Annotated in this window: 15 protein-coding genes; 7 read left to right on the top strand and 8 right to left on the bottom strand. The window is 67.5% G+C overall.

Features of this window, described 5'->3' with window-relative positions:
- Window positions 1-33: 33 nt before the first annotated feature.
- The 4 genes from ABLE92_RS19710 (at window position 34) to ABLE92_RS19695 (ending at window position 3,371) form a co-directional block, all read left to right on the top strand.
- Window positions 34-1,041, top strand: coding sequence for an ABC transporter permease (locus ABLE92_RS19710; protein WP_348806550.1), 1,008 nt, complete (start codon window positions 34-36; stop codon window positions 1,039-1,041).
- Window positions 1,042-1,139: 98 nt separating this feature from the next.
- The gene (locus ABLE92_RS19705; RefSeq protein WP_348806549.1) at window positions 1,140-1,919 is read left to right on the top strand and encodes an ABC transporter permease; all 780 of its coding nucleotides are present in this window, start codon (window positions 1,140-1,142) and stop codon (window positions 1,917-1,919) included.
- Complete coding sequence (locus ABLE92_RS19700; RefSeq protein WP_348806480.1) at window positions 1,919-2,710, top strand: ATP-binding cassette domain-containing protein; 792 nt, start codon at window positions 1,919-1,921, stop codon at window positions 2,708-2,710. The genes ABLE92_RS19705 and ABLE92_RS19700 overlap by 1 nt, the downstream gene beginning before the upstream one ends.
- Window positions 2,711-2,726: 16 nt before the next feature.
- Window positions 2,727-3,371 (top strand): ABC transporter ATP-binding protein, encoded by a 645-nt coding sequence (locus ABLE92_RS19695; protein ID WP_425476157.1) that lies wholly within the window; start codon window positions 2,727-2,729, stop codon window positions 3,369-3,371.
- Between the two features lie 7 nt (window positions 3,372-3,378).
- Here ABLE92_RS19695 and ABLE92_RS19690 read toward each other — a convergent pair whose 3' ends face one another.
- Both ABLE92_RS19690 and ABLE92_RS19685 read right to left on the bottom strand, forming a co-directional pair.
- Window positions 3,379-4,335, bottom strand: coding sequence for a R2-like ligand-binding oxidase (locus ABLE92_RS19690; protein ID WP_348806479.1), 957 nt, complete (start codon window positions 4,333-4,335; stop codon window positions 3,379-3,381).
- 89 nt (window positions 4,336-4,424) lie between these two features.
- The gene (locus ABLE92_RS19685) at window positions 4,425-6,578 is read right to left on the bottom strand and encodes an MMPL family transporter (protein ID WP_348806478.1); all 2,154 of its coding nucleotides are present in this window, start codon (window positions 6,576-6,578) and stop codon (window positions 4,425-4,427) included.
- A gap of 341 nt (window positions 6,579-6,919) precedes the next feature.
- Here ABLE92_RS19685 and ABLE92_RS19680 point away from each other — a divergent pair, with 341 nt between their 5' ends.
- Window positions 6,920-8,047: an NDMA-dependent alcohol dehydrogenase gene (locus tag ABLE92_RS19680; protein WP_348806477.1), complete on the top strand. Its 1,128-nt coding sequence runs from the start codon at window positions 6,920-6,922 to the stop codon at window positions 8,045-8,047.
- A 79-nt stretch (window positions 8,048-8,126) separates the two neighbouring features.
- On the opposite strand, the gene ABLE92_RS19675 is transcribed toward ABLE92_RS19680, so the two are convergent.
- From ABLE92_RS19675 to ABLE92_RS19665, 3 genes are all read right to left on the bottom strand, one after another.
- Window positions 8,127-8,636: a potassium channel family protein gene (locus ABLE92_RS19675; protein ID WP_348806476.1), complete on the bottom strand. Its 510-nt coding sequence runs from the start codon at window positions 8,634-8,636 to the stop codon at window positions 8,127-8,129.
- Window positions 8,637-8,649: 13 nt separating this feature from the next.
- Window positions 8,650-10,644: a M13 family metallopeptidase gene (locus tag ABLE92_RS19670; RefSeq protein WP_348806475.1), complete on the bottom strand. Its 1,995-nt coding sequence runs from the start codon at window positions 10,642-10,644 to the stop codon at window positions 8,650-8,652.
- A 126-nt stretch (window positions 10,645-10,770) separates the two neighbouring features.
- Window positions 10,771-11,526 carry a pirin family protein gene (locus ABLE92_RS19665; protein WP_348806474.1) on the bottom strand — a complete coding sequence of 252 codons (756 nt, stop codon included), beginning with the start codon at window positions 11,524-11,526 and terminating at the stop codon, window positions 10,771-10,773.
- Window positions 11,527-12,546: 1,020 nt separating this feature from the next.
- Between ABLE92_RS19665 and ABLE92_RS19660 the strand changes: the two genes are divergently transcribed.
- On the top strand, window positions 12,547-14,184 hold the full coding sequence (locus ABLE92_RS19660; RefSeq protein ID WP_348806547.1) for an NTF2-like N-terminal transpeptidase domain-containing protein: 1,638 nt from the start codon (window positions 12,547-12,549) through the stop codon (window positions 14,182-14,184).
- A gap of 45 nt (window positions 14,185-14,229) precedes the next feature.
- On the opposite strand, the gene ABLE92_RS19655 is transcribed toward ABLE92_RS19660, so the two are convergent.
- Entirely contained in the window at window positions 14,230-14,700 is a 471-nt protein-coding gene (locus ABLE92_RS19655) for a DUF3054 domain-containing protein (RefSeq protein WP_348806473.1), read from the bottom strand.
- 28 nt (window positions 14,701-14,728) lie between these two features.
- Window positions 14,729-15,967 carry a lysylphosphatidylglycerol synthase transmembrane domain-containing protein gene (locus tag ABLE92_RS19650; RefSeq protein ID WP_348806472.1) on the bottom strand — a complete coding sequence of 413 codons (1,239 nt, stop codon included), beginning with the start codon at window positions 15,965-15,967 and terminating at the stop codon, window positions 14,729-14,731.
- A gap of 133 nt (window positions 15,968-16,100) precedes the next feature.
- Between ABLE92_RS19650 and ABLE92_RS19645 the strand changes: the two genes are divergently transcribed.
- A complete protein-coding gene (locus tag ABLE92_RS19645; RefSeq protein ID WP_348806546.1) occupies window positions 16,101-17,402 on the top strand; it encodes an AI-2E family transporter in 1,302 nt (433 codons plus the stop codon).
- Here the strand turns inward: ABLE92_RS19645 and ABLE92_RS19640 are convergent.
- Window positions 17,393-20,920 carry an MMPL family transporter gene (locus ABLE92_RS19640; RefSeq protein WP_348806471.1) on the bottom strand — a complete coding sequence of 1,176 codons (3,528 nt, stop codon included), beginning with the start codon at window positions 20,918-20,920 and terminating at the stop codon, window positions 17,393-17,395. The two genes, ABLE92_RS19645 and ABLE92_RS19640, sit on opposite strands and share 10 nt — an antisense overlap.
- Window positions 20,921-21,021: the final 101 nt, after the last annotated feature.

The raw sequence follows: 21,021 nt of genomic DNA, 5'->3' as shown, positions 1-21,021 counted from the left end.
GACCGGACCGCTGTCGCAGCCCCGCAACCGGCGATGCCGGCCCGTGTCCAACGCCAGAAACGATCTCGTGGCCGAGCGGCCCTCACGCTGCTGGGACGACGACTGCTGATCGCGATCCCGACCCTGATCCTGGTGTCGTTGGGCATCTTCGGGATAGCGGCACTGTCGCCGTTCGATCCGCTCACCGCCTACCTGGGCGACCGATTCCAGTCGGCGACGCAGTCGCAGCGAGACGCCGTGATCAACGCCTATGGGCTCGACGAGAGTTCGATCTCGGCATGGTGGGGATGGTGGCGCGAGGTGTTCCACGGTGACCTGGGATGGTCGTCGACCCAGACCCGGCCGGTCGTCGACGTGCTCGCCGCCCGGATGCCGTTCACGCTGCTGATGTCACTGGCGGCGCTGGTGGCCGCGGCCGTGATCTCGATCGTGCTCGGCGCCGTCATCGGTATGCGTCGCGGCGGACTCCTCGATCGCGGATGTGCGGCGCTGGCAGCCGTTCTCGCCTCCACCCCGCCGTTCGTGGTCTCGCTGCTGCTGGTCAGTGTGGTCGCGGTGGGACTCGGCTGGTTCCCGACGTCGGGCGCGCGTCGGCCGGGTGATCCCTACACCCTCGAGGGCATCGCGACGCACGCGGTGCTCCCCTTCATCGCGCTGACCGTGTCCTTGATTCCGTGGCTGTTGCTGTCGATGCGAGCCTCGGTGATCGAGGCGGTCGACTCCGACGCGGTGCGGGCGGCCCGGGCGCGCGGCATCGGTGGTATTCGTCTGATGCGCGGACACGTGGCGCCGATGTCGGTGCTACCGACACTGGCACTACTCGGCACCCGCCTTCCCGAACTCATCGCCGGTGCCGCGATCGTCGAAACCGTCTTCGGATGGCCGGGACTCGCGCAGGCTCTGGTGGATTCGGCAGTGGCACTCGACTTCTCGTTGCTGGCTGCGCTGTCGGTGGGCTCGGCCGCCTTGGTGCTGGTCGGTTCGGCGCTGTCCGATGCGGCCGCGGTGTGGATCGACCCGCGGATCGGAATGACCGCATGAGCGCCGATCTGAGCGTCACCGGTATGGTATCGACACCCACGCGGTCGGTGGCCCGATGGGCGCGCGTCGCCGCCATCCTCGGATTCGCGTGGCCGTGGATGGTTCTCGGGGTGATAGCACTGGGCGCCGTTCTCATCCCGATCGTCGCGGGACCCCAGTCGGCCGACTTCGCCTCGGCCCTCCGCGCACCGGGCGACGGTTTTCTGCTCGGCAGCGATCACTCCGGCTATGACCTCGGTGTCCGGACCGCCCAAGGACTACGGATCTCGCTGCTGATCGCGGCCATCTGTGCGGTGGTCGCCACCGTGATCGGACTGGTGGTCGGGCTTGCCGCGGCGACCATCGGCGGATGGTTCGACGCCCTGGTGATGCGGGTCGTCGACGGCGTCAACGCGCTGCCGCATCTGGTGGTGGGGGTGGTGATTGCCGCGATGTGGCGTGGCGATCCGGTGGCGATCATCGCCTCGATCGGACTCACCCACTGGCCCGCGGTGGCGCGCGTGGTCCGAGCCGAACTCCTCGACAACGTGCGGGCCGGCTGGATCGAGACCGCACGCCTGACCGGCGCCTCGCGCTGGTTCATCGCCCGACGCCACCTGCTGCCCGCGGTGACCGGTCAGGCGCTGGTGGCCATGACCATCCTGTTGCCCCATGCGGTCTGGCACGAGACGACCCTGTCGTTTCTGGGTGTCGGACTCTCGCCCGACCAGGCCAGTCTCGGCACGCTGCTGGGTCAGGCGCGGGGGGACGTCCTCACCGGCGCGTGGTGGACGCTGGTGGTTCCCGGCCTGGCGCTGATCGTCACGGCACTCGCGTGTGCCGCGGCCGGATCGTCGCTGCGGCGCGTCACCAGTCCGCCGACCGGGCGGGTGTGGTGATGGTGACTCACCAATCAGCCACGCGCAGTGCCGCATCCGCGGCTGCGGTCGCGGGTCTCACCGTCGACATCACCGGACGTCGACGGTGGCAGCCCCACGTGGTGCGGGTTCTCGACGAGGTGAGCATCGAGTTGCGGCACGGCGAGATCACCGCACTGATCGGCGAGTCCGGCTGCGGCAAATCGATGCTCGCCTCCGCACTGGTGGGTTTGCTCCCACCGGGCTCGGCGGTGACCGGGACGGTCCGGGTGGGCGATCAGGTCCTGTCGGTGCGTGACCCGCGATGGCGGGATCTCCGTGGTCGGCACGTCGGGCTGGTTCCGCAATCCCCGGTCACCTCCTTCACCCCGGTCAGAACGCTCGAATCGCAACTGGCAGAGGTGATCTCGGTCCACCGCGCGACCTGCACCCCGGCGCAGTTGTGTGACCGCGTCCGATTGCCCGCCGACGCGCTGGGATGCTATCCGCACGAATTGTCCGGCGGGATGGCGCAACGCGCGGCCGTCGCCGCCGCGATCACGGGCAGCCCCACGGTGATCGTCGCCGACGAACCCACCTCGGCCCTCGACCCGGCTCTGGCACAGGGGATCTGGGATCTGTTGGGTGAGCTCGCCGACGATGGTGCGGCGGTGCTGGTGATCACGCACGACATGGATGCGTTGCGTCGCGCCGAGAGATGCTCCTCGATCGCGGTCATGCGACGAGGAGCGTTGGTGGCCCACGAGTCACCCGATGACTGCATGACCGCCGACGACGCCTACGTTCGTGCCTTCTTCGAGCCGGTCCGATGAGGAAGGGGGTGCCTCGGTGGCCCACGATGTGAGCACGGCGATCCTGCTGCGCGCGGAGAACATCGGCGTCGAACTCGCGGGGGTGCGGGTACTCGACGATGTGTCGTTGACCGCGCGCTCGGGCCGGATGACCGGGGTCAGCGGACCGTCCGGAGCGGGAAAGACCACCCTGCTTCGGGCGCTGGCCGGACTGGTCCCGCTGTGCGCCGGAGCCATCGACTATGTGGGACAACCGAATCGGCGTCCCGGCGAGATCGGGATGCTCGCGCAGCATCCTCGTCTGGTCGCCAACCCGCGCTGGACATTGCGGCGGATCGTCGCCGAACCGGCAACCATCGGTGGTCGGGACATCGATGTGGCGGAGGTCGCCGACGAGGTGGGCCTCGATCGGGAGCTACTCGATCGGTTTCCCGCCGAGGTCAGCGACGGGCAACTCCAGCGGGCGTGTCTGGGCAGGCTCGTGGTGGGGTCGCCGAGCATCGTCCTCTGCGATGAGCCGACCGCCATGCTCGATCCGGTGGCCGCGCGGGTGGTCATCGAGGTCCTGGCGTCGATCGTCGATCGGGGTGCGGCGATGGTGCTGGTGAGTCACCAGCGCGCACTGATCGAGGCACGCTGTGCCGATGTCCTCGAGCTCGGCGTCGGTGTCGGGACTGGCTGATCGGCCCTCACGCCCCCATCGACGCCGCATCCTCCTCACCGAACCGGTCCTCGAGTTCGGCGGGGGAGTAGTCCAGATCGATCTCGGCGACGTCGCGGCCACGGGCCGACTCGATCGCGTTGAGTCGTCGGGTCGCGCGGTCGGCGGCGTAGGAGAGGAACACGTCGTTGTCGAGGCCGAAAGGCTGCTCGTCGAACTGCTCGTTGACCCACGAGATCATGCCCAGCGCCAGCGGCATCAACTCACCCATACGGGTGGTGACGGCCTCCCACAGGGAATCGTCGGCGGCCACGTGACGACGACACGTGAAGGTGCCCCACGCCATATGACGTCGCTCGTCGTCGCTGATGAAACCGATCAGCCGGCGCATCCCGGGCAGGATGTCGTGGGTCGTGCACACGGTGTGCCACGCGTAGTAGCCGGTCAGCGCCAGCGATCCCTCGACGACGTGGTTGTAGGTGACGCTGGCCCGGATCTGATTGAGCGGTGACGGATCGGCGTCGAGCAGGTGCAGGGAATGCGGCAACTCCTCGTAGAACAGTTGTCGGTAGTAGGGGTTCTTGGAGACGAAGGAGTTGAGGTCGGCGGTCAGGCCGACGGCGTCCATCCACATCCGAAACACCTGGGTGTGCTTGGCCTCCTCGAAGCAGAACTGCGACAGGTACATCTCGTCGCCGAAGCGCCCCTCGGCCGCCATCGCCGACATGAAGGGCTGGATGTCGGAGGTGACGGCCTCCTCGCCGGCAACGAACTGGGAGACCAGGAAGGTCGCCGACCGTCGTTGCTCGTCGGTCAGTTCGGCCCAGTCCTGAGCGTCCGTGCGGAAGTCGATGGCGGCCGGATCCCAGAATCGGGAGTTGCCTTTCACGAAGAGACGCAATGGAAGTGCGTTCCAGTTCAATCCGCCGCGACGCAGCGAGGAGAAATCCTCGCGGATCGTCGGGCGGTGTTCGGCAATGGTCATGTCGGCCACCTTCTCCCTGCTCGGGTGGTGGTGACGCTATCCGGTTACCCGCCGGTTGTGGCCCGATCCGCGTAACGCAGAAGGAAACATCAAATATCCGCAGCCCGTCGACCGGCTGCCTCGTCGGTGTCGTCGGTGTCATTGCCCTTGCGTGACAACGCACTTGGCCACCAGATGCGCCGTCCGATGTCGAGGGTGAGGGCCGGCACCAGCAACGTCCGCACCACCAGGGTGTCCAGCAGGACACCGAAGGCGACGAGGAAGGCGACCTGGACCAGGAACAGCAGTGGGATCACCGCGAGCGCGGCGAAGGTGGCCGCGAGGACCACGCCGGCCGAGGTGATGACACCGCCGGTGGAGGTCAGACCTCGGATGACGCCGGCACGGGTGCCGTGGCGGATCGATTCCTCGCGTACACGCGTCATCAGGAAGATGTTGTAGTCGATTCCCAGGGCCACCAGGAAGACGAAGGCGAACAGCGGCACTACCGGGTCGGCACCGGCAAAACCGAAGGGCCCGTTGAACAACAGGGCCGCGACGCCGAGGGTGGCGGCGAACGACACCACGGTGGTGGCCAGCAGTAGGGCGGGCGCGACGAGGCTGCGCAGCAGCAACACCAGGACTGCGAACACGACGACCAGCACGATCGGGATGATCAGGTTGCGATCGTGAATGGCGGTGGTGCGGGTGTCCAGGTCGATCGCCGTCGTCCCGCCGACCTTGGCATCCGCGTCGGGTATCGCATGCACCTTGTCGCGGATGCGCTCGACGGTGTCCTGCGCGGCGAGCGATTCGGCGTTGTCCGACAGCGTCGCCTGCACGGCCACCCGGCCGTCCCGGACGACGGGCGTCCCGTCGGCGGTGAGCACACTGGCCGAGGCCACACCGTCGGTGGCGGTGACCGCCGCGAGCACCTCGTCGGCCTGGTCGGCGTCGGTGATGATCCAGGTGGGGGTGCCGCTACCGGCGTCGAAGTGGCGGGACTGGATCTCCGCACCGGTCACCGAGTCGACGGTGCCGAGGAAGTAGTCGGTCTGGGCGATGCCGTCGGAGCGGAACAGCGGTGCGAACGACGCCCCGATCAAGAGCACGACGAGGGTGCCGATCCAGATCGCGCGGGGCCGGGCGGCGACCTTCTGGGCGATCGTGTGCCAGAAGCGATGCGTCGCCCCGGACTCGTCGTCGTCCTCGGCGCTCGTGGTCGACAGCGCCGGCCGGTACGGCCAGAACGCCGCCCGGCCGAGTAGGGCGAGGACCGCGGGCAGGAAGGTCATCGACGCGAGGAAGGAGGCGACGATACCCAGCGCCGCCACCGGTCCGAGGCTGCGGTTGGAGTTGAGGTCACTGAACAGCAGGCACAACACGCCCAGGATGACCGTTCCGGCAGACGCACCGACCGGTTCGATGGTGGCCCGCCAGGCCCGCCGGATCGCGAGATATTTGTCCTCGGTGTGGGTCAGTTCCTCCCGGAAACGGGACACCAACAGTAGTGCGTAGTCGGTGGCGGCGCCGAAGACCAGGATGAACAGGATGCCCTGACTCTGACCGTTGAGTTCCAGGATGTCGTTCTCGGCCAACAGGTAGACCGCACCGGAGGCCAGAGCGAGGGCGAACACTGCGGAGATGACGACGACGAACGGCAGGATCGGACTGCGGTAAACGACGATCAGGATCAGGATCACCACCGACCCGGCGACGACGAGCAGCAAACCGTCGATGCCGGCGAAGGCCTCGCTCAGGTCGGCGATCTGTCCGGCCGGCCCGGTGACCTTGACCGTCAGCCCCGCCGGTGGATTCTCCAGGCCGTCGCGCAGGGTCTCGACGGTGTCGCCGGGTTCGCCCGCGGTGGAGATCGGCATGTACACGACGAGGGCTTGGCCGTCCTGCGACGGAATGGCGGGGGACATCGCCGCACCGAATCCGGGCTTGCCGGCGAACGCCCCGGTGGCCGAGGCGAGGTACTCGCGGTCGGCGTCGGTGACACCCGACCGGCGTTCGGCGACGACGATCGCCGGCACCTCACTGGTATCCTGGAACTGACCGAGGACGTCGTTGACCTGGGTGGACTCCGCGGAGGCGGGAAGGAACGCGCTGTTGTCGTTGGTGGAGACCGACGACAGTTTGCCGGCGAACGGCCCGGTGATCCCGCCGATGATCACCCAGGCCAGCAACAACAGCGCGGGGATCAACCAGCGGAGCCGGCGCCGAGTGGGGGACGGGTGAGACGGCGCGGGCGTCGCCATTGGTGGGTTCCTTTCCTGGTCGACGGCGGGCGGGGCCCGTCGTCGGCTGACGGCGTGTCGGGGGTCGGTGTCCTGGGCGGCATGTACTCGGGGTCGTGTACCGACCCTAACGGGCATTTCGTAGCCGTCCGGCTCCCGGATGGTTCAGGTCTTCTCGTGGTCTCCGCGAACCCACGACGTGTGCCGACGGGTGGAACCGGCGCGACGGGATCGGGAACGTCGCGAGGCTGCCGAAGATGTTGTGTCAGAGCAAAGATGCGCATTTCCATGCGGTCGGCCGCATGGATGTTCCACGATGGGTCGTGGGGGCACGTGGTGTGCCGAGAAAGGTGTATCTCTCCATGAAGACCAAAGGTGCAATCCTGCGCGAGCCCGGACAGCCGTGGCAGATCGAGGAGATCGAGGTCGGCGATCCGGTGGCCGGCGAGGTGCAGGTCCGCCTGGCCGCATCCGGGTTGTGTCACTCCGACCATCATCTCCGTACCGGCGACTCTCCCGCACCGATGCCGGTTCTCGGTGGCCATGAGGGTGCCGGTGTCGTCACCAAGGTGGGACCGGGCGTCACCCGTCTCAAGGAGGGGGATCACGTCGTCACCGCCTTCATCCCGGCGTGTGGTGTGTGCGAACCCTGCTCGTCGGGCCTGCAGAACATCTGCGACGAGGGTGCCCGCCTGCTGACCGGGCTGTCCATCGCCGATGACACCCATCGGGTGCACACCTCCGACGGCACACCACTGACCACCATGTGCCTGCTGGGTACGTTCGCCCCGTACATCACCGTCAACCAGGCGTCGCTGGTGAAGATCGAGGACGACATCCCGCTGCGCGAGGCCGCGTTGCTCGGCTGTGGTGTCGCGACGGGCTGGGGATCGGCCGTCGAGATCGGTGACACCCACACCGGCGACACCGTCGTGGTGATCGGCATCGGCGGCGTCGGCATCAACTCGGTGCAGGGTGCCGCGGCCGCCGGCGCGCGCCACGTCATCGCGATCGATCCGGTGCCGTTCAAGCTGCAGATGGCCGAAAAGCTCGGTGCCACACACACCTTCGCCTCGATCGACGAGGCGCTGCCGGTGATCGGTGAGATCACCTGGGGCAAGATGGCCAACACCACCGTGATCACCGTCGGTGAGATCTTCGGCGACATCATCGCTCCCGCACTGAGCCTCACCGGCAAGGGGGGACAGGTCGTCGTCACCGGCATGGGCAACTTCTCGTCCATGGACGTCAAGCTCAACCTCTTCGAACTCACCCTGCTGCAGAAGCGGGTCCAGGGTGCCATCTTCGGTGGTACCGGACCGCGCATCCAGATTCCGAACCTGTTGCGCGAGTATCGTTCCGGTCGGCTCAACCTGTCGGATCTGATCACCACCACCTACCGGCACGATCAGATCAACGAGGCCTACGACGACATGCTGGCCGGCCGCAACATTCGCGGCATGATCGTCTACGGCGACGACGACTACTGAGTCGCCACCGTTCGCGTCCGTCTCTGAATACACGTCGAGACCCTTTCCGGTGGAAAGGGTCTCGACGTGTCCGTGCTGTCTAGACCTTCTTGCGCCGGTAATCGACGAGCAGGGTGAGGAAGCGGATGCCGAGGCCCAGCAGGATGAAACTGCTGATCATCTGGATGGACACGACGATCCGGGCGCCCGTCGAATCGGGTGCGATGTCCCCGAAACCCGTTGTGGTGAACACGGTCAGGCTGAAGTAGAGGGCGTCGACGCGGCTCAGCCTCTCGTTCATGCTCCCGTGGTCGTAGTCGGAGAACATGAAATACAACGTCGCGAAGGCGACGATGTAGAAGGTCGCGACCGCGACAAGCATCTCCAGGGCGGTGGGCACCGGGTACTTCGAGTGCATGAAGTGCCGGATCTCATAACCCACGAAAGCGACGAGAAGCAGTGAGCCGCAGAGAAATCCGATCAGCTTGAAGTCACTGTCGGCGTTGATCGGCAGCAGGAAGTAGCCCACCAGGAGGATCGTTCCGGCCGCAACCGGGCGCAGCAGTGCTACGACCATCTCCCGGGTGGAGACCTCTACGCTTCCCACCATCCGCCGGGTGTGCTCACCAGATTCGGACACGCTCGTCGTCCGGCAGATAGAGGTCGTCCCCGGCGGAGACATCGAACGCCTCGTAGAAGGCGTCGATGTTGCGGATGACGCCGTTGCACCGGAACTCCGGCGGCGAATGCGGATCGATCGACAGGCGTCGAATCGCCTCGGCGTCACGGGTTTTGGTGCGCCAGATCTGCGCCCAGCTGAAGAACACCCGCTGGATGCCGGTCAGTCCGTCGATCACCGGGGGTTCGGTGCCCTCGGTGGCGAGTCGGTAGGCGACCAGTGCGATCGACAGGCCGCCGAGATCGCCGATGTTCTCCCCGATGGTGAACTCGCCGTTGACCTTGTACTCCTCGTCGAGTCCGTCGGGGGTGAAATCGTTGTACTGCTCGATCAGTTTCCTTGTCCGGGAGGAGAATTCGCTGCGATCGTCGTCGCTCCACCAGTTGACGAGGTTGCCGTCGCCGTCGTACTTGGCGCCCTGATCGTCGAAGCCGTGTCCGATCTCGTGACCGATCACCGCGCCGATGCCGCCGTAGTTGGCCGCGTCGTCGGCGTCCGGGTCGAAGAACGGGGGCTGCAGGATCGCGGCCGGGAAGACGATCTCGTTCATGCCGGGGTTGTAGTAGGCGTTCACGGTCTGCGGGGTCATGAACCACTCGTCCCGGTCGACCGGCGCGCCGATCTTGGCGAACTCGCGGTCCTGCTCGAACGACGACGCACGGGCCACGTTGCCGATCAGATCACCACGATCGACCGCCAGCGCGCTGTAGTCACGCCAGCGGGCCGGGTAGCCGATCTTCGGGGTGAACTTGTCGAGTTTGGTCAGTGCCTTGCGCCGGGTTTCCGGTGTCATCCACTCCAGATCGGAGATGTTGCGGCGGTAGGCCTCGACGAGATTGGCGATGAGTTCGTCCATTCGGGCCTTGGCCTCGGGTGGAAAGTGCTTGTCGACGTAGAGCTTTCCGACGGCGAACCCCATCGCGCCCTCGACGAAACCCACGGCCCGCTTCCAGCGGTCCCGGTTGGTCTCGGCTCCGGTCAGTGTGCGGCCGTAGAAGTCGAAGTTCTCCTCCACGAAGGCCGACGACAGATACGGTGCCGCGCTGCGCAGCAGACGCCAGGTCAGCCAGGTCTTCCAATCCTCCAGGGGGGACTCGGCGACGAGGGTCGAGACGTCGGCGATGAACGACGGCTGCCCGACAACGACCTCGGCGAAGGTGGCTTCACCCACGGTGCCGAGTCCGCCGAACCACGCATGCAGGTCGAATCCGGCCGCCGCCGCCCCGAACTCGTCGAGGGTCATCAGGTTGTAGGTCAACTCCGCGTCGCGCCGGCGCACCACATCCCAGTGATGGCCGGCGATCGCCGTCTCCAACCGCAGGACGGTGGCCGCGCGGCCCTCGGGGTCGTCGAGGCCGGCCAGGGTGAACATCCGTGCCATGTGGGCGAGGTATGCGTGCCGTGTTTCGGCGTGCTTGTCGTCGCGGTAATACGACTCGTCGGGCAGCCCGAGGCCGGACTGCATCACGTGCACCAGGTAACGATCCGACGCCCGGGCATCGGTGTCGACGTAGAAACCGAACAGCCCGCCGACGCCGTGGCGCTGCAGCCGCCCGATCCGGGCCGCGAGCCCGGTGGTGTCGGCGATGGCGGCGATCTTCTCCAACTCGCCGGTGATCGGCCCGATGCCGAGGGCCTCGACGTGGTCGGTGTCCATGAACGATCCGTAGAGATCACCGATCTTCGCGGCGTCGCTGCCACTCGGTGGTGTCGCCGCGGCCGCCTCGGTGATGAGGTCGCGGACGTTCTCCTCGGCGCGGTCGCGCAGGACGTGGAAGGCGCCGTCGACCGAGCGGTCCTCGGGAATGACGTGCGAGGCCAGCCATTTGCCGTTGACGTGGCTGAACAGGTCATCCTGGATGCGGACGGCGTCATCGACCCAGTCGAGGTCGAGTCCGGAGGCGGGTGTTGCGGTATTCGACACGGTCACGTCGTCCATCCTGTCATCGCCGGGGTGATCCGTCAGCCGGCCGGTGTCTCCCGCGGAACGTTGTCGGGGAGTTGTCGGCGAATGCCGGGGACAGGGTGCGTGCCCTGCGGGCGTCGGCGCGTGGCAATCGGAGCGTCAGAACTCGCCCAGCGCGCGGTCCATCGCCCAGATCAGGACCTCCGACGGTTCCCGGGCGGTGAGGCTTTCGCCGCCGGTGTCGACGCCACGAGCCGCATCGCCGGCGGCCAGTTCCAGGCGATTGCCCTCGTCATCGGTAACGACCACCGCGCCGTGGACGACGAAGAGATGAGTGAAGCGCGCCGACGGCATCGTCAGCGTCTGCTTGCCGGCGGGTCGCGCGGCATACAGCGAGGCCCCGGAATTGGCGATGGATATCGCGGCATGACGATCCGGGTCGCCGGAGGCGACCGTGACGAGTGAACCGGTGGCCAGCTCCGTCGAGATGTCGCATTGCGCGTAGGAGGGTTCGGTTCCGTGACGATCGGGGAGTACCCACATCTGGACGTAGTGGACGGTCTCGGTACCGGAACCGGGCAGATCGGGCCACGGATCGTTGCGCTCGGAATGGTCGATACCGCTGCCGGCGCTCATACGTTGTGCCAGTCCCGGGTAGACGACTCCGGCGTGTCCGGACGAATCGCGGTGGACGAGAGTCCCCGAACTCACCCATGTGACGATCTCGGATTCCTGGTGATGATGTGATTCGAATCCACAGTTCGGCGGAAGAAATTCCTCATTCGATGCAATTAATGCACCATGATGGGTGTTGGCTGGATCATAGTGATCGCCGAAGGAGAAGCAATGGTAGGAGGTGAGCCAGGCCGTCGTCGTCAGGCTCCTGTCTCCGGCCCGGATAACCGAAAAGCCCATGACCCATTATGGCCATCGGCGGACGGTGAGGTTTCGGGCCGGTCTTCTGCTGTGCAAAATCCCAGCTCAGGGCGGCATCGTGCACGTGACGACGAGGCCGAACGCCCGCCACCGGCGACGGCCCCGAAACCGACGCCACGTGCCGCCGGCGACACCCCGCCGACCCTACCGCCGCGCCCCCGCGGTCCCGGACGGCGCGCCGAACCCGCCCGGCGCGAGACGCCGAGAACGCAGATGGGTCCCTGCGGCGACGTTCCGCGATCCCCGGGCCGAGGGCGACCGCAACCGCCGCCCGACGCGACGTTCCCGCCGCCGCGCCGACAACCCCCACGCCGAGAACCACCGCGTCCACAACCAGGACCCGCCGAGGTTGATCGAGCTCCGCTGAGTCGAGAGCAGCGGAACCGCGACCAGGCGAACCGGGGTCGACAGGTGCCGCAACCCCGGACGGGGTCGATCCCACCGCGGATCCCGTCGCGCACCGGCGAGGCCGACGCGATCCCGGCCACCCCGCAGGGACCACGCGCGGCGCGACCGCGTGTCCGCGCCGGTGACGTCCAGCGACCAACCGTCCGACCCGCCGTCCGGCCGGGTCGACGCCCGGTGGGTTCGGACGAACCCGCGGTCACCGGAACCGGATCCGCCACTCCCGACGACGCCGAGACCACCGCATCGGGCACGACCGGGGTCGCCGCGTCGGGCAAGCCCAGCCTTGCCGTGTCCGGCAAAGCCGGGGCCGCGGCAGCGGCCAAGTCCAAGTCCGCCACCCAGGGCAAGTCCAAGTCCGCCACCCAGGGCAAGTCCAAGTCCGCCACACCGGGCAAGCCCAGGCACGCGGCCGCGTCGGAATCGACAGACTCCGACGACCCGGATACCGCCGCCGATTCGGACGTCACCGACTCCGACACCGACGTCACAGCCGACGATTCGTCGGCGCGAGATGAGATCGTGACCGGTCTGAATCCCGACCGCAAGCGTTCGGGATCGAAATCGCGTGTGACTAGAGTGAAAATTGTGACTATGGGTTCTCGGGTGAAATGGGCGGCACTCGCCGCGTGCGTGGTGGTGGCGTGTGCCGCCGCGTTCGGGATCAAACAGTTGGTGTCCAACCATCCCGATACCGGTTCGACGGCCGCGATGAACGCGTTCGCGGCAGCGTGGAGCAAGCAGGATGCCGCGACCGCGGCGTCGTACACCACCGCACCGGGACAGGCCAGTGAGGCTTTGACCCAGACCTTCCAGGCGATGAACGCCCGGCAGGTCGACGTGGTCGTCGAGAAGCCCGTCGAGTACAGCGACGGCACCGCGTCGTTCTCCCTGCGCACCACCTGGACCTTCGACAAGGACCACACCTTCACCTCGACCAGCAACGCGGGCGCCCGGAACCTGTCGACCGGCTGGAAGATCACCTGGGAGCCGGCGGTGATCGCCCCCGGCCTGCCCATCGGCGGGTCGATTCGGGAGGTTCGTACCGATGCGACTCCGGCGCCCACGGTCAACAGCCGCTCGGGCAAGACATTGCTCTACCTGCAGCCGGTCAACGAGATCATTCTCGATCCCACCCAGACCCGTAATGTCGCGGCCTCCGCGCGGCAGTTGGCGGTCACCCTCCAACCGATCGCACCGCTGGTCACCGCGGATGTGATCAACCAGAAGCTGGCCGAGACGCCGGGCAAGGCCATCACCGCCGTCACCCTGCGCGACTCGGACATGGGTGTGATGACCCGGAACCCGTCGTCGGTGCCCGGCGTGACCGTCCGCAAGGCGGGCATGCTCGTGATGGCCGACCGTCGTCTCAACTCGCCGCTGGAGGCCGGCCTCACCAACTACTGGCAGGCGATCCGGGACGCCACCGCCGGATGGCAGGTCCAGATGGTCGGGCCGGGGATGGCGCCGCGACGCCTCGACGGCGAGCAGGGCCCGCCCGGCGCGGACGTCGAGACCACCGTCGATCAGGGGGTGCAGCTGTCACTGGGCGACGCCGCGGTCGAGGTGGGACAGCCCGCCACCATCATGGCGCTGGATGCGACCACCGGTGGCATCCTCGGCGTGGCGCAGAACTCCTACGCAGCAGACCGGGCCATCACCCTCGACACCGCATACCCGGTCGGTACGACACTCGATCCGGTGCTCACAGCCGTCGACCGTTCGGCCCGCGACGCGCAGGAGACCCCGCAGGCGGTCCTCGACCGGCTCGGCCTCGGTGTGCAGTTCACCGTGCCTGGAGCGAGTACGCCGACCTCCGGGCCGGGTGTCGCGACCATCGACCTGCAGTCCGAGACGTCCAAGATGTCGATGACCAACATGGCGGCGCTCGGTGTGGCGATGGCGCGCAGTTCCACCGGAACGCGGAGTTCGGTCGCACCGTTCGTCATCAAGGGTGTTCCGACGAAGGTCGTCGGTGGCGCGCTCGGTGACCTCGGTGCCGACCTGACGAAGCCGATCTGGCAGGCCATGACCACCACGGCCAAGACCGGCGACGCCAGCGATCTCACCGCGGCGCCCGGCCTGCGCGCTCTGGTCGGAACCAACGGTCCCGAGGGGCCCGGATGGTTCGTCGGCGTACAGGGCGGGAAGGTCATCGTGATCTACACCGAGGGCCCGAAGTCGGGGACCGCGGCACTTCAGGTGGCGCAGAAGTACTTCCGCATCAAGTGACCGCTCCGCACCGAGTGACCGCCCGGTGTCGGTGACCGGCCGATGTCAGGCGGCGCCGGTGGTGGGGCAGTGTGAATCGCTGCGCCGAAGGGCGTAGGCGGCGACGCCCCGCCAGCCGAGCAGGAACAGTCCCAGGGTCACCGTCGCGACGATGACGAAGCTGAATGCGACGCCCTCGTGGAACAGGTAGCGCAGGATCATGCCCACCGTCACCGTGCAGAACCAGATCGCCACACCGGCGGGGAGGACGCGTTCGGGTCGGAAGTCGTGCCCGAACCAGTCGCTGGACCGGACATGGGAGTACACGTAGACGATCGACCACCCGACGGCGGCGCCGGCCAGGAACGGCCACAGCGCCTGCATGAGCCCCAGGAGCTCGTATCCGTGGTGGTGTGACGCCCGTCCGATCAGCACGAAGACGGTGACGGCAACGGCGTCGGCGGCACCGGTGACCGGCCATCGCAGCGATGATGGCGCCTTGGCATTCCCCCGGGTAGCCATGTCAGAACTCGGCATGGTCCATCACGGTAGCGCTTTTCGGGCGTCAACCCGAATTGGTGCCCTCATCGGTCCCGTCGGGTGGCGGTGTCGTGGGCGTCGAACCGCCCGGTTCGTCGGAGTCCACCTCGGCGAGTGGGGCATCGCTGCGTCCACCCGGCGGCGCCGGGGCTTCGTCGTGGTCGCGGGTCGATGGATGTGCGAATTCATGTTGAACGAGTTCGCGGTCGCGGTCGTACTCGCTCTCGATGGTGTCCTTGTCGCGGATGCCGGACCGGAACTTGGCGAGGATCACCACCCACCCGATCGCCGCGATCAACACATAACTCACCACCCGGTACACCAGTACCGCGGTCAATGCGTCCGCTGCGGGTATTCCCGCGGTGGTCAGGGCGGGCACCAGCACGGCGTCCACCACACCGATCCCGCCGGGCAGCAAGGGAACCGCGGTACCCACTGCCTTGCCGGCCGCATAGGCCACCATCACCCCCGAAATCGTGGGATTGACCCCCACCGCCCAGCACGCGAACAGCAGGCACCCGATGTCGGTGATCCAGTTGAAGAGGCTCCAGGTGAAGGCGATCGCGGTGTCGCGCTGGGTCAGTTGGACCGCGCGCAACTGTTCGAGGATCTCGTTCAACCGGTCGACGCCATGGTCGACCGGTCGGTTGCGGAGATGGTTGAACCAGCTCAGGGCCCGTTCGCCGGACGACCGTAGTGACTCGGGATGGGTCGCCAGGTACTGCAGGACCACCGCCACCGCGACGAAACCGACGATCGAGAACATCACCGAGAACGGGCTGGTGCGGGCACCGGCGAGCACCGCGCCACCGAAACCGAGAACCGCGAGACCGACACCGGCGAGCAGTCCCGACATCACCACCTGCCAGGAGGCGACCACCGGGGTGGCCCCCCATTTGCGGGTCTCGCGGTAGGTGAAGGCCGGGGCGAGGACCTGGCCGCCCGGCATGGTCTGTGACAAGGAGTTGGCGGCCAACACCACCGACAGCGACTTCAGCTGCTTCACCGGCACCCCGGCCGAGCGCAACAGGGCCCGTTGCACTTGCGCGAAACTGTCCATCGACAACATGGCGGCCACGATGCAGGCCACCAGCCACACCCAGTCCAGATCGCCTGCCTGGTCCCAGGCCTCCTCCAGTTTCGGCCAGATCAGGACGATCTCGACCGCTAGGATCACCAGCACGACCGCCAGCAACAGCCACCGCAACCACCACCACAGTCGGTGACGCGGCTGTGCCCTGGCAGCCGAATGGTCCGATGACATGGCCCCCACCCTATCCACCGCTACGCTGGCATTCGTGAATGACGGCGGCCCGGGGGCCGGATCGATCGATGGTGGCAGTACCGGCGCGAGTCGCGATCGCGTGGGCGGTTCCCTCGCGGACCTGGACCGTTCGATGGTTCATCCGACGGTGCGGGCGGCCGCCGAGTGGAGTTGGCGACTGCTGCTGATCCTGGCCGCGGTGTACATCCTCGGGCGGCTCTTCGAGAAGTTCAACGAGGTGACCGTGCCGCTGAGCCTGGCGGTCCTGTTCTCGGCGTTCCTCGTTCCGGCCGTCGACTTCCTGAATCGTCGTCGGTGGCCGCGGTCGCTGGCCGTCGTCGTGGTCATGTTGGTCGCCCTCGGCGTGGTCGCGGGGGTACTGACGTTTGTGGGACGGGCGTTCGTCAGCGGCTTCCCCGAGTTGACCAACGAGGTGGTCGCCACGATCAAACAGACCCAGAACTGGCTGGTCGACGGCCCGCTGAAGATCGATCGGTCCCAGGTCAGTCACCTCGGTGACAACGTCGTCACCCTGATGCAGCACAATCAGGAGAAGCTGGCCAGCGGCGCTCTGGCCACCGCGACGACGGCCACCGAACTCGTGACCGGGCTGCTGCTGATGGTGTTCTTGATCATCTTCTTCCTCTACGGCGGCGGGCAGATCTGGTCGTTCTGTACCCGGTTGATTCCCAGAGGTTCTCGTGATCGCGTCACCGCCGCCGGCATCGCCGGGTTCGGCACGCTGGTCGCCTACGTCCGCGCGACGGTGGTCGTCGCGTTGGTCGACGCGATCTGCATCGGCGTCGGATTGGCGATTCTGCGTGTGCCGCTGGCCCTTCCGCTGGCGACGCTGATCTTTTTGTTCTCCTTCATCCCGATCGTCGGTGCGCTGATCAGCGGGACCGTGGCGGTGATGATCGCGCTGGTCACCCAGGGCTGGCTCACCGCGGTGATCGTGCTGGCCATCCTCGTCGGCGTGATGCAGTTGGAAGGTCATGTGCTGCAACCGTTCCTGATGGGGCGTTCGGTGCGCCTGCATCCGGTGGCGGTGGTCCTCGCGATCGCCGCCGGGATCGTCGCGGCCGGCATCGTCGGCGGTCTGTTGGCGGTCCCGCTGATCGCGTTCTGCAACACCGCGATCCGATACCTCGCCGGGCACCCGGTGTCGGCGATCCTCGGCGACGGAGACGGTTTCGAGGCGTCACCGGATCCGCCGGTCTGGGACCGCGTGCGGCTCGAGACCGCGATCGACGATGCCGAGGAACTCGCCGAACGGCTCGACGAACCCCACGAGCCCACGGCCGCAGATGACGCGCCCGCAGATGGTGCGGCGCAACAGGAAACGGCCGACGACGGTGCGCCCGGCGGCACTACGCGCAGGCCGGATGCCACCGACGTCCCGAACGCCGGTGACTCCGCGTCACCTCAGGACTGATCGCCACCCCGGCTTCGCCGGATCAGGTCGTGCACGCTGATCCGCTCGTCGGAACCGGTGGTGGCGGCATGTCGATCCGCGGAGGAATCACCACCGGCCTCGGCGTCGCCGACGGTGGTCGACGGCGTCCTCGGCGATGTCGCGTCCGGAGCAGGTGATCGAGGTGCGGCGACCGGTGTCCGTGGCGCCGGTGTCCGTGAACCATCCTGGGACAGACCACGATCCATCGGTGACGGGCCGTCCGATGCGGCGCGCGGCGGGCGGGGCTGCCCGGTGGCCCGGGCGCGGTCCTCGGGACTCAACGATGCCGCCAACGGACGCTTGCCGGTGCGGTCGAGGTCGGGTCGGCGCGACAGCGGTGATGGGGCGGCGGCACCTGCGGGGCGCTGCGGCGCGGCTGGGGGCGCGGATGGGACCGGCGGAATCGGGCGGCGGACAGTGCCGCTCGACTGCTGGGCGGGCGGTGGCACGGTGCCACTGGGAGGGCCACTGGGAGGGCCACTCGCAGCGCCGCCGGGCCGTGGCGCGGGTGGCGCGGGTGGTGCGCCGTCGGTCGCGCCGGCCGCGGGTCGCTGTGGCACCGGTCCGCGTGTCTGTGGTCCGTGGGTCTGTGTAGGAGTTGCTGTGGCAGTGGGGTTTTCGCCACTTGTGGGTTCGCCGCCGAGACGGATGCCGCCGGCGCCGAGCTTCCAGCTCCCGGTGTCCGGGCCGTCGGTCTTGCGCGGCGAGTACGGCCGCGGTGGCATCGGGCGTCGATCGGACTCCGGGCGTGCGGTTGGCACCGGGCGCGGACCGGTCGTCGTCGCGCGGCGAGTGATCGGCTGCTCACCCGACGGCGGTGCCGACGGGCCGACCCGAACGGGCATCGGTCGGGGTCTCGGAGCGGCCGGTTCGCCGGGCCCGGGTTGCGGTTCCGGTGCGGCAGGGGCGGGAGCGGCAGGGGCGGGGGCGGCGTCGCGACGTGATCCGGGATTCGGCGTCGGCTCCGCGGGCTCCGATCGTGCGCCACGGCGGCGACGTCGACCGGCCGCGCCGCCGGGGGCCGCGGCCATCACCGAGGTCGGCACCTCCGAGATCAGGGTGCCCGCGCTGATGGCGCGTGGAGCGCCCACATCGTCGCGTTTCTCGTCGGGTTCATCGTCTAGGACGGTCTCGCCGAGACCGATCTTGCGCTGCACGGTGCGCATCCAGCGCGGCGCCCACCAACAGTCGTCGCCGAGAAGTTTCATCACCGACGGCACCAGCAGCATGCGGATGATGGTGGCGTCGAGGATCAGCGCCGCGATCATGCCATAGGCGATGTACTTCATCATCACGATGTCCGACAGGCCGAAGGCGCCGGTCACCACCACCAGGATGGCGGCCGCAGCGGTGATGATGCGGCCGGTCAGCGCCGTCCCGGTGCGGATGGCCTCGGTGGTGCTCGCGCCCTTCTGTCTCGCCTCGACCATCCGGGACAACAGGAATATCTCGTAGTCGGTGGACAGGCCGAAGACGATGGCGATGATCAACACCAGCACGGCCGCGAACAGCGGTCCCGGTGTGAAATTGGCCAACGAGGCGCCGTGGCCGTCGACGAAGATCCACGTCAGGATGCCGAGGGTGGCACCGAGTCCCAGCGCCGACATCAGGGCCGCCTTGATCGGCAGCACCACCGAGCCGAACGCCAGGAACATCAGCAGACCGGTCACCAACACCAGCAGCAACGCCATCAGCGGCAGCCGCTGCAGCAGCGCGTCGATCGAGTCCTGGGTGAGCGTCGGGGTACCGGCCACCCACATGCGGATGCCGTCCGGTTTCTGGATGGCCCGCAGATCCTTGATGGCCTCACCGGCGGTGTCCCGGTCGACCAGACCGGCCGACATCTGGATGATCGCGGGACCGCCCGGGCCGTAGTTGCCGGCCAGTGCGCCGTCATTCGCCGATGCACTGAACTGCTTGGTGAAGCCGGGGATCTTGTTCGCCTCGTCGGCGATCTGGGCGATCTTGTTGCCTGCCGACGAGTCGTTCTCGTCGTACATGATGACGAGCTTGATCTCCTCGGTCCGCTCGGTGGGGAAATACTCGTCGAAGTTCTCCTGCGCGATGCGGCTGGGATTGTCCGGCGGCAGATACTGCTCGCTGATCCCACCGAATTTGATGCCGCCGAACGGAATGGTCAACACCAGCAGCAACAGGACCGTCGGGACCGCGGTGGCCACCGGGTGTTTCATCACCCAGCCGGACAGCCTGCCCCAGAAACCGTTGATGATCTCGTCACGGGACTTGGTGCGGCCGGTCAGATCGCCGACCTTGCGGTCGAGGCGATCGGCGGTCGGCGGAGAGAACGACCGCACGATCGGGAAGAGCGTGTAGGACAGCATCCAGCGCAGCGACAGCGCATCGACGCGGGGTCCGAGGATGCCCAGCAGTGCCGGCAGGACGGTGATCGACAGGATCGCGGCCAGCGACACCGAGGCGATCGCCCCGTAGGCCACCGACTTGAGGAATCCCTGCGGCATGATCAGCAGACATGCGATGGCCGCGACGATGATGGTCGCGGAGAAGACCACCGTCTGCCCGGAGGTCATCACGGTTCTTCGTACCGCGGCCTTCGTCGAATAGCCTTCGGCGAGCTCCTCACGGAAACGGCTGACGATGAACAGGCCGTAGTCGATGGCGATGCCCAGACCGATCAGTGTGACGACCGATTGGGCGAAGATGTTGAGCTCGGTGGCCTGCGCGATCATCTTCATGATGCCCAGCGACCCGGCGATGGTCAGGCCACCGATCAGGACGGGCAGACAGGCCGCGACGACGCCACCGAAGATGAAGAACAACATCAACGCGACCAGCGGCAGGGCGATGATCTCGGCGCGGTGGATGTCGGCGTCCATGCCGCGGGCCATGGCCCCGGCCACCGGTTGCAGACCGGCGAGCTGGAATGTCGTGCCCGGCAGGTCGTAGCGCGCGGCGATGTTGGTCAGGTCGGGTTCGAGTGTCTTGTAGTTCTCGAGCACCGTCGTGTCGTCGTTGCCGGCGACGCCGATGCTGATGAACGCGTGTTTCTTGTCCTCGGTGAAGGTGCGCGACCGGACGATGTCCTGCGCGGCCTGCCCGGCGGCGTCGGTCGGCTGATAAAAGGGGTCGATGATCTGCTGGTTGTTCAACAGCGCCTGCTGCTGACCCTCCGGGGTGGAGGTGTCGCCGTTGAAGGCGCGCTGCACGATCGTCGGGTGCTTGTCGATGAGGTCGGTGACGAACCGCTCGACCTTCGCCCCGAACTGCGGATCGTCGACGCTGGTGCCCTGTGCCGGGGTGATCAGCACGATGACGTCGGAACGGTGATCGCGGCCGAGTGCGGTGTCGGCGACGACCGATCCCTTCGCCGACTGTGACGTCGGATCGAACCAGCCGCTCTGGCTCAGATACTTGCCGAGGTCCATGCCGTACAGGCCCAGGCCGGCCATCAGGGCGACCATGACGGCGATGACGGCGAAGCGCATCCGATAGACGAATGTGCCGATGGCTCCGAACACGCCGAGTCCTTTCGTGAAGTTCGGGGAAAGATTGTCGCAGCGCCGCCTGAGTACCTGCTGAGGTACCCGCGCGGCGATCCCGCCGTCGTGCCGGTTTCCCC

It is taken from the genome of Gordonia oleivorans, from assembly GCF_040044975.1.
GTDB lineage: Bacteria > Actinomycetota > Actinomycetes > Mycobacteriales > Mycobacteriaceae > Gordonia > Gordonia oleivorans.
This window is presented reverse-complemented; position numbering and strand designations above follow the sequence as displayed.

Coding starts and splice junctions, on each gene's coding strand:
- ABLE92_RS19710 (WP_348806550.1), top strand. CDS start 34: ATGCCGGCCCGTGTCCAACGCCAGAAACGATCTCGTGGCCGAGCGGCC.
- ABLE92_RS19675 (WP_348806476.1), bottom strand. CDS start 8,636: ATGGTGGGAAGCGTAGAGGTCTCCACCCGGGAGATGGTCGTAGCACTG.
- ABLE92_RS19705 (WP_348806549.1), top strand. CDS start 1,140: ATGGTTCTCGGGGTGATAGCACTGGGCGCCGTTCTCATCCCGATCGTC.
- ABLE92_RS19685 (WP_348806478.1), bottom strand. CDS start 6,578: ATGGCGACGCCCGCGCCGTCTCACCCGTCCCCCACTCGGCGCCGGCTC.
- ABLE92_RS19665 (WP_348806474.1), bottom strand. CDS start 11,526: ATGGGCTTTTCGGTTATCCGGGCCGGAGACAGGAGCCTGACGACGACG.
- ABLE92_RS19650 (WP_348806472.1), bottom strand. CDS start 15,967: ATGTCATCGGACCATTCGGCTGCCAGGGCACAGCCGCGTCACCGACTG.
- ABLE92_RS19655 (WP_348806473.1), bottom strand. CDS start 14,700: ATGCCGAGTTCTGACATGGCTACCCGGGGGAATGCCAAGGCGCCATCA.
- ABLE92_RS19700 (WP_348806480.1), top strand. CDS start 1,919: ATGGTGACTCACCAATCAGCCACGCGCAGTGCCGCATCCGCGGCTGCG.
- ABLE92_RS19660 (WP_348806547.1), top strand. CDS start 12,547: ATGGGTTCTCGGGTGAAATGGGCGGCACTCGCCGCGTGCGTGGTGGTG.
- ABLE92_RS19670 (WP_348806475.1), bottom strand. CDS start 10,644: ATGGACGACGTGACCGTGTCGAATACCGCAACACCCGCCTCCGGACTC.
- ABLE92_RS19690 (WP_348806479.1), bottom strand. CDS start 4,335: ATGACCATTGCCGAACACCGCCCGACGATCCGCGAGGATTTCTCCTCG.
- ABLE92_RS19680 (WP_348806477.1), top strand. CDS start 6,920: ATGAAGACCAAAGGTGCAATCCTGCGCGAGCCCGGACAGCCGTGGCAG.
- ABLE92_RS19645 (WP_348806546.1), top strand. CDS start 16,101: ATGGTTCATCCGACGGTGCGGGCGGCCGCCGAGTGGAGTTGGCGACTG.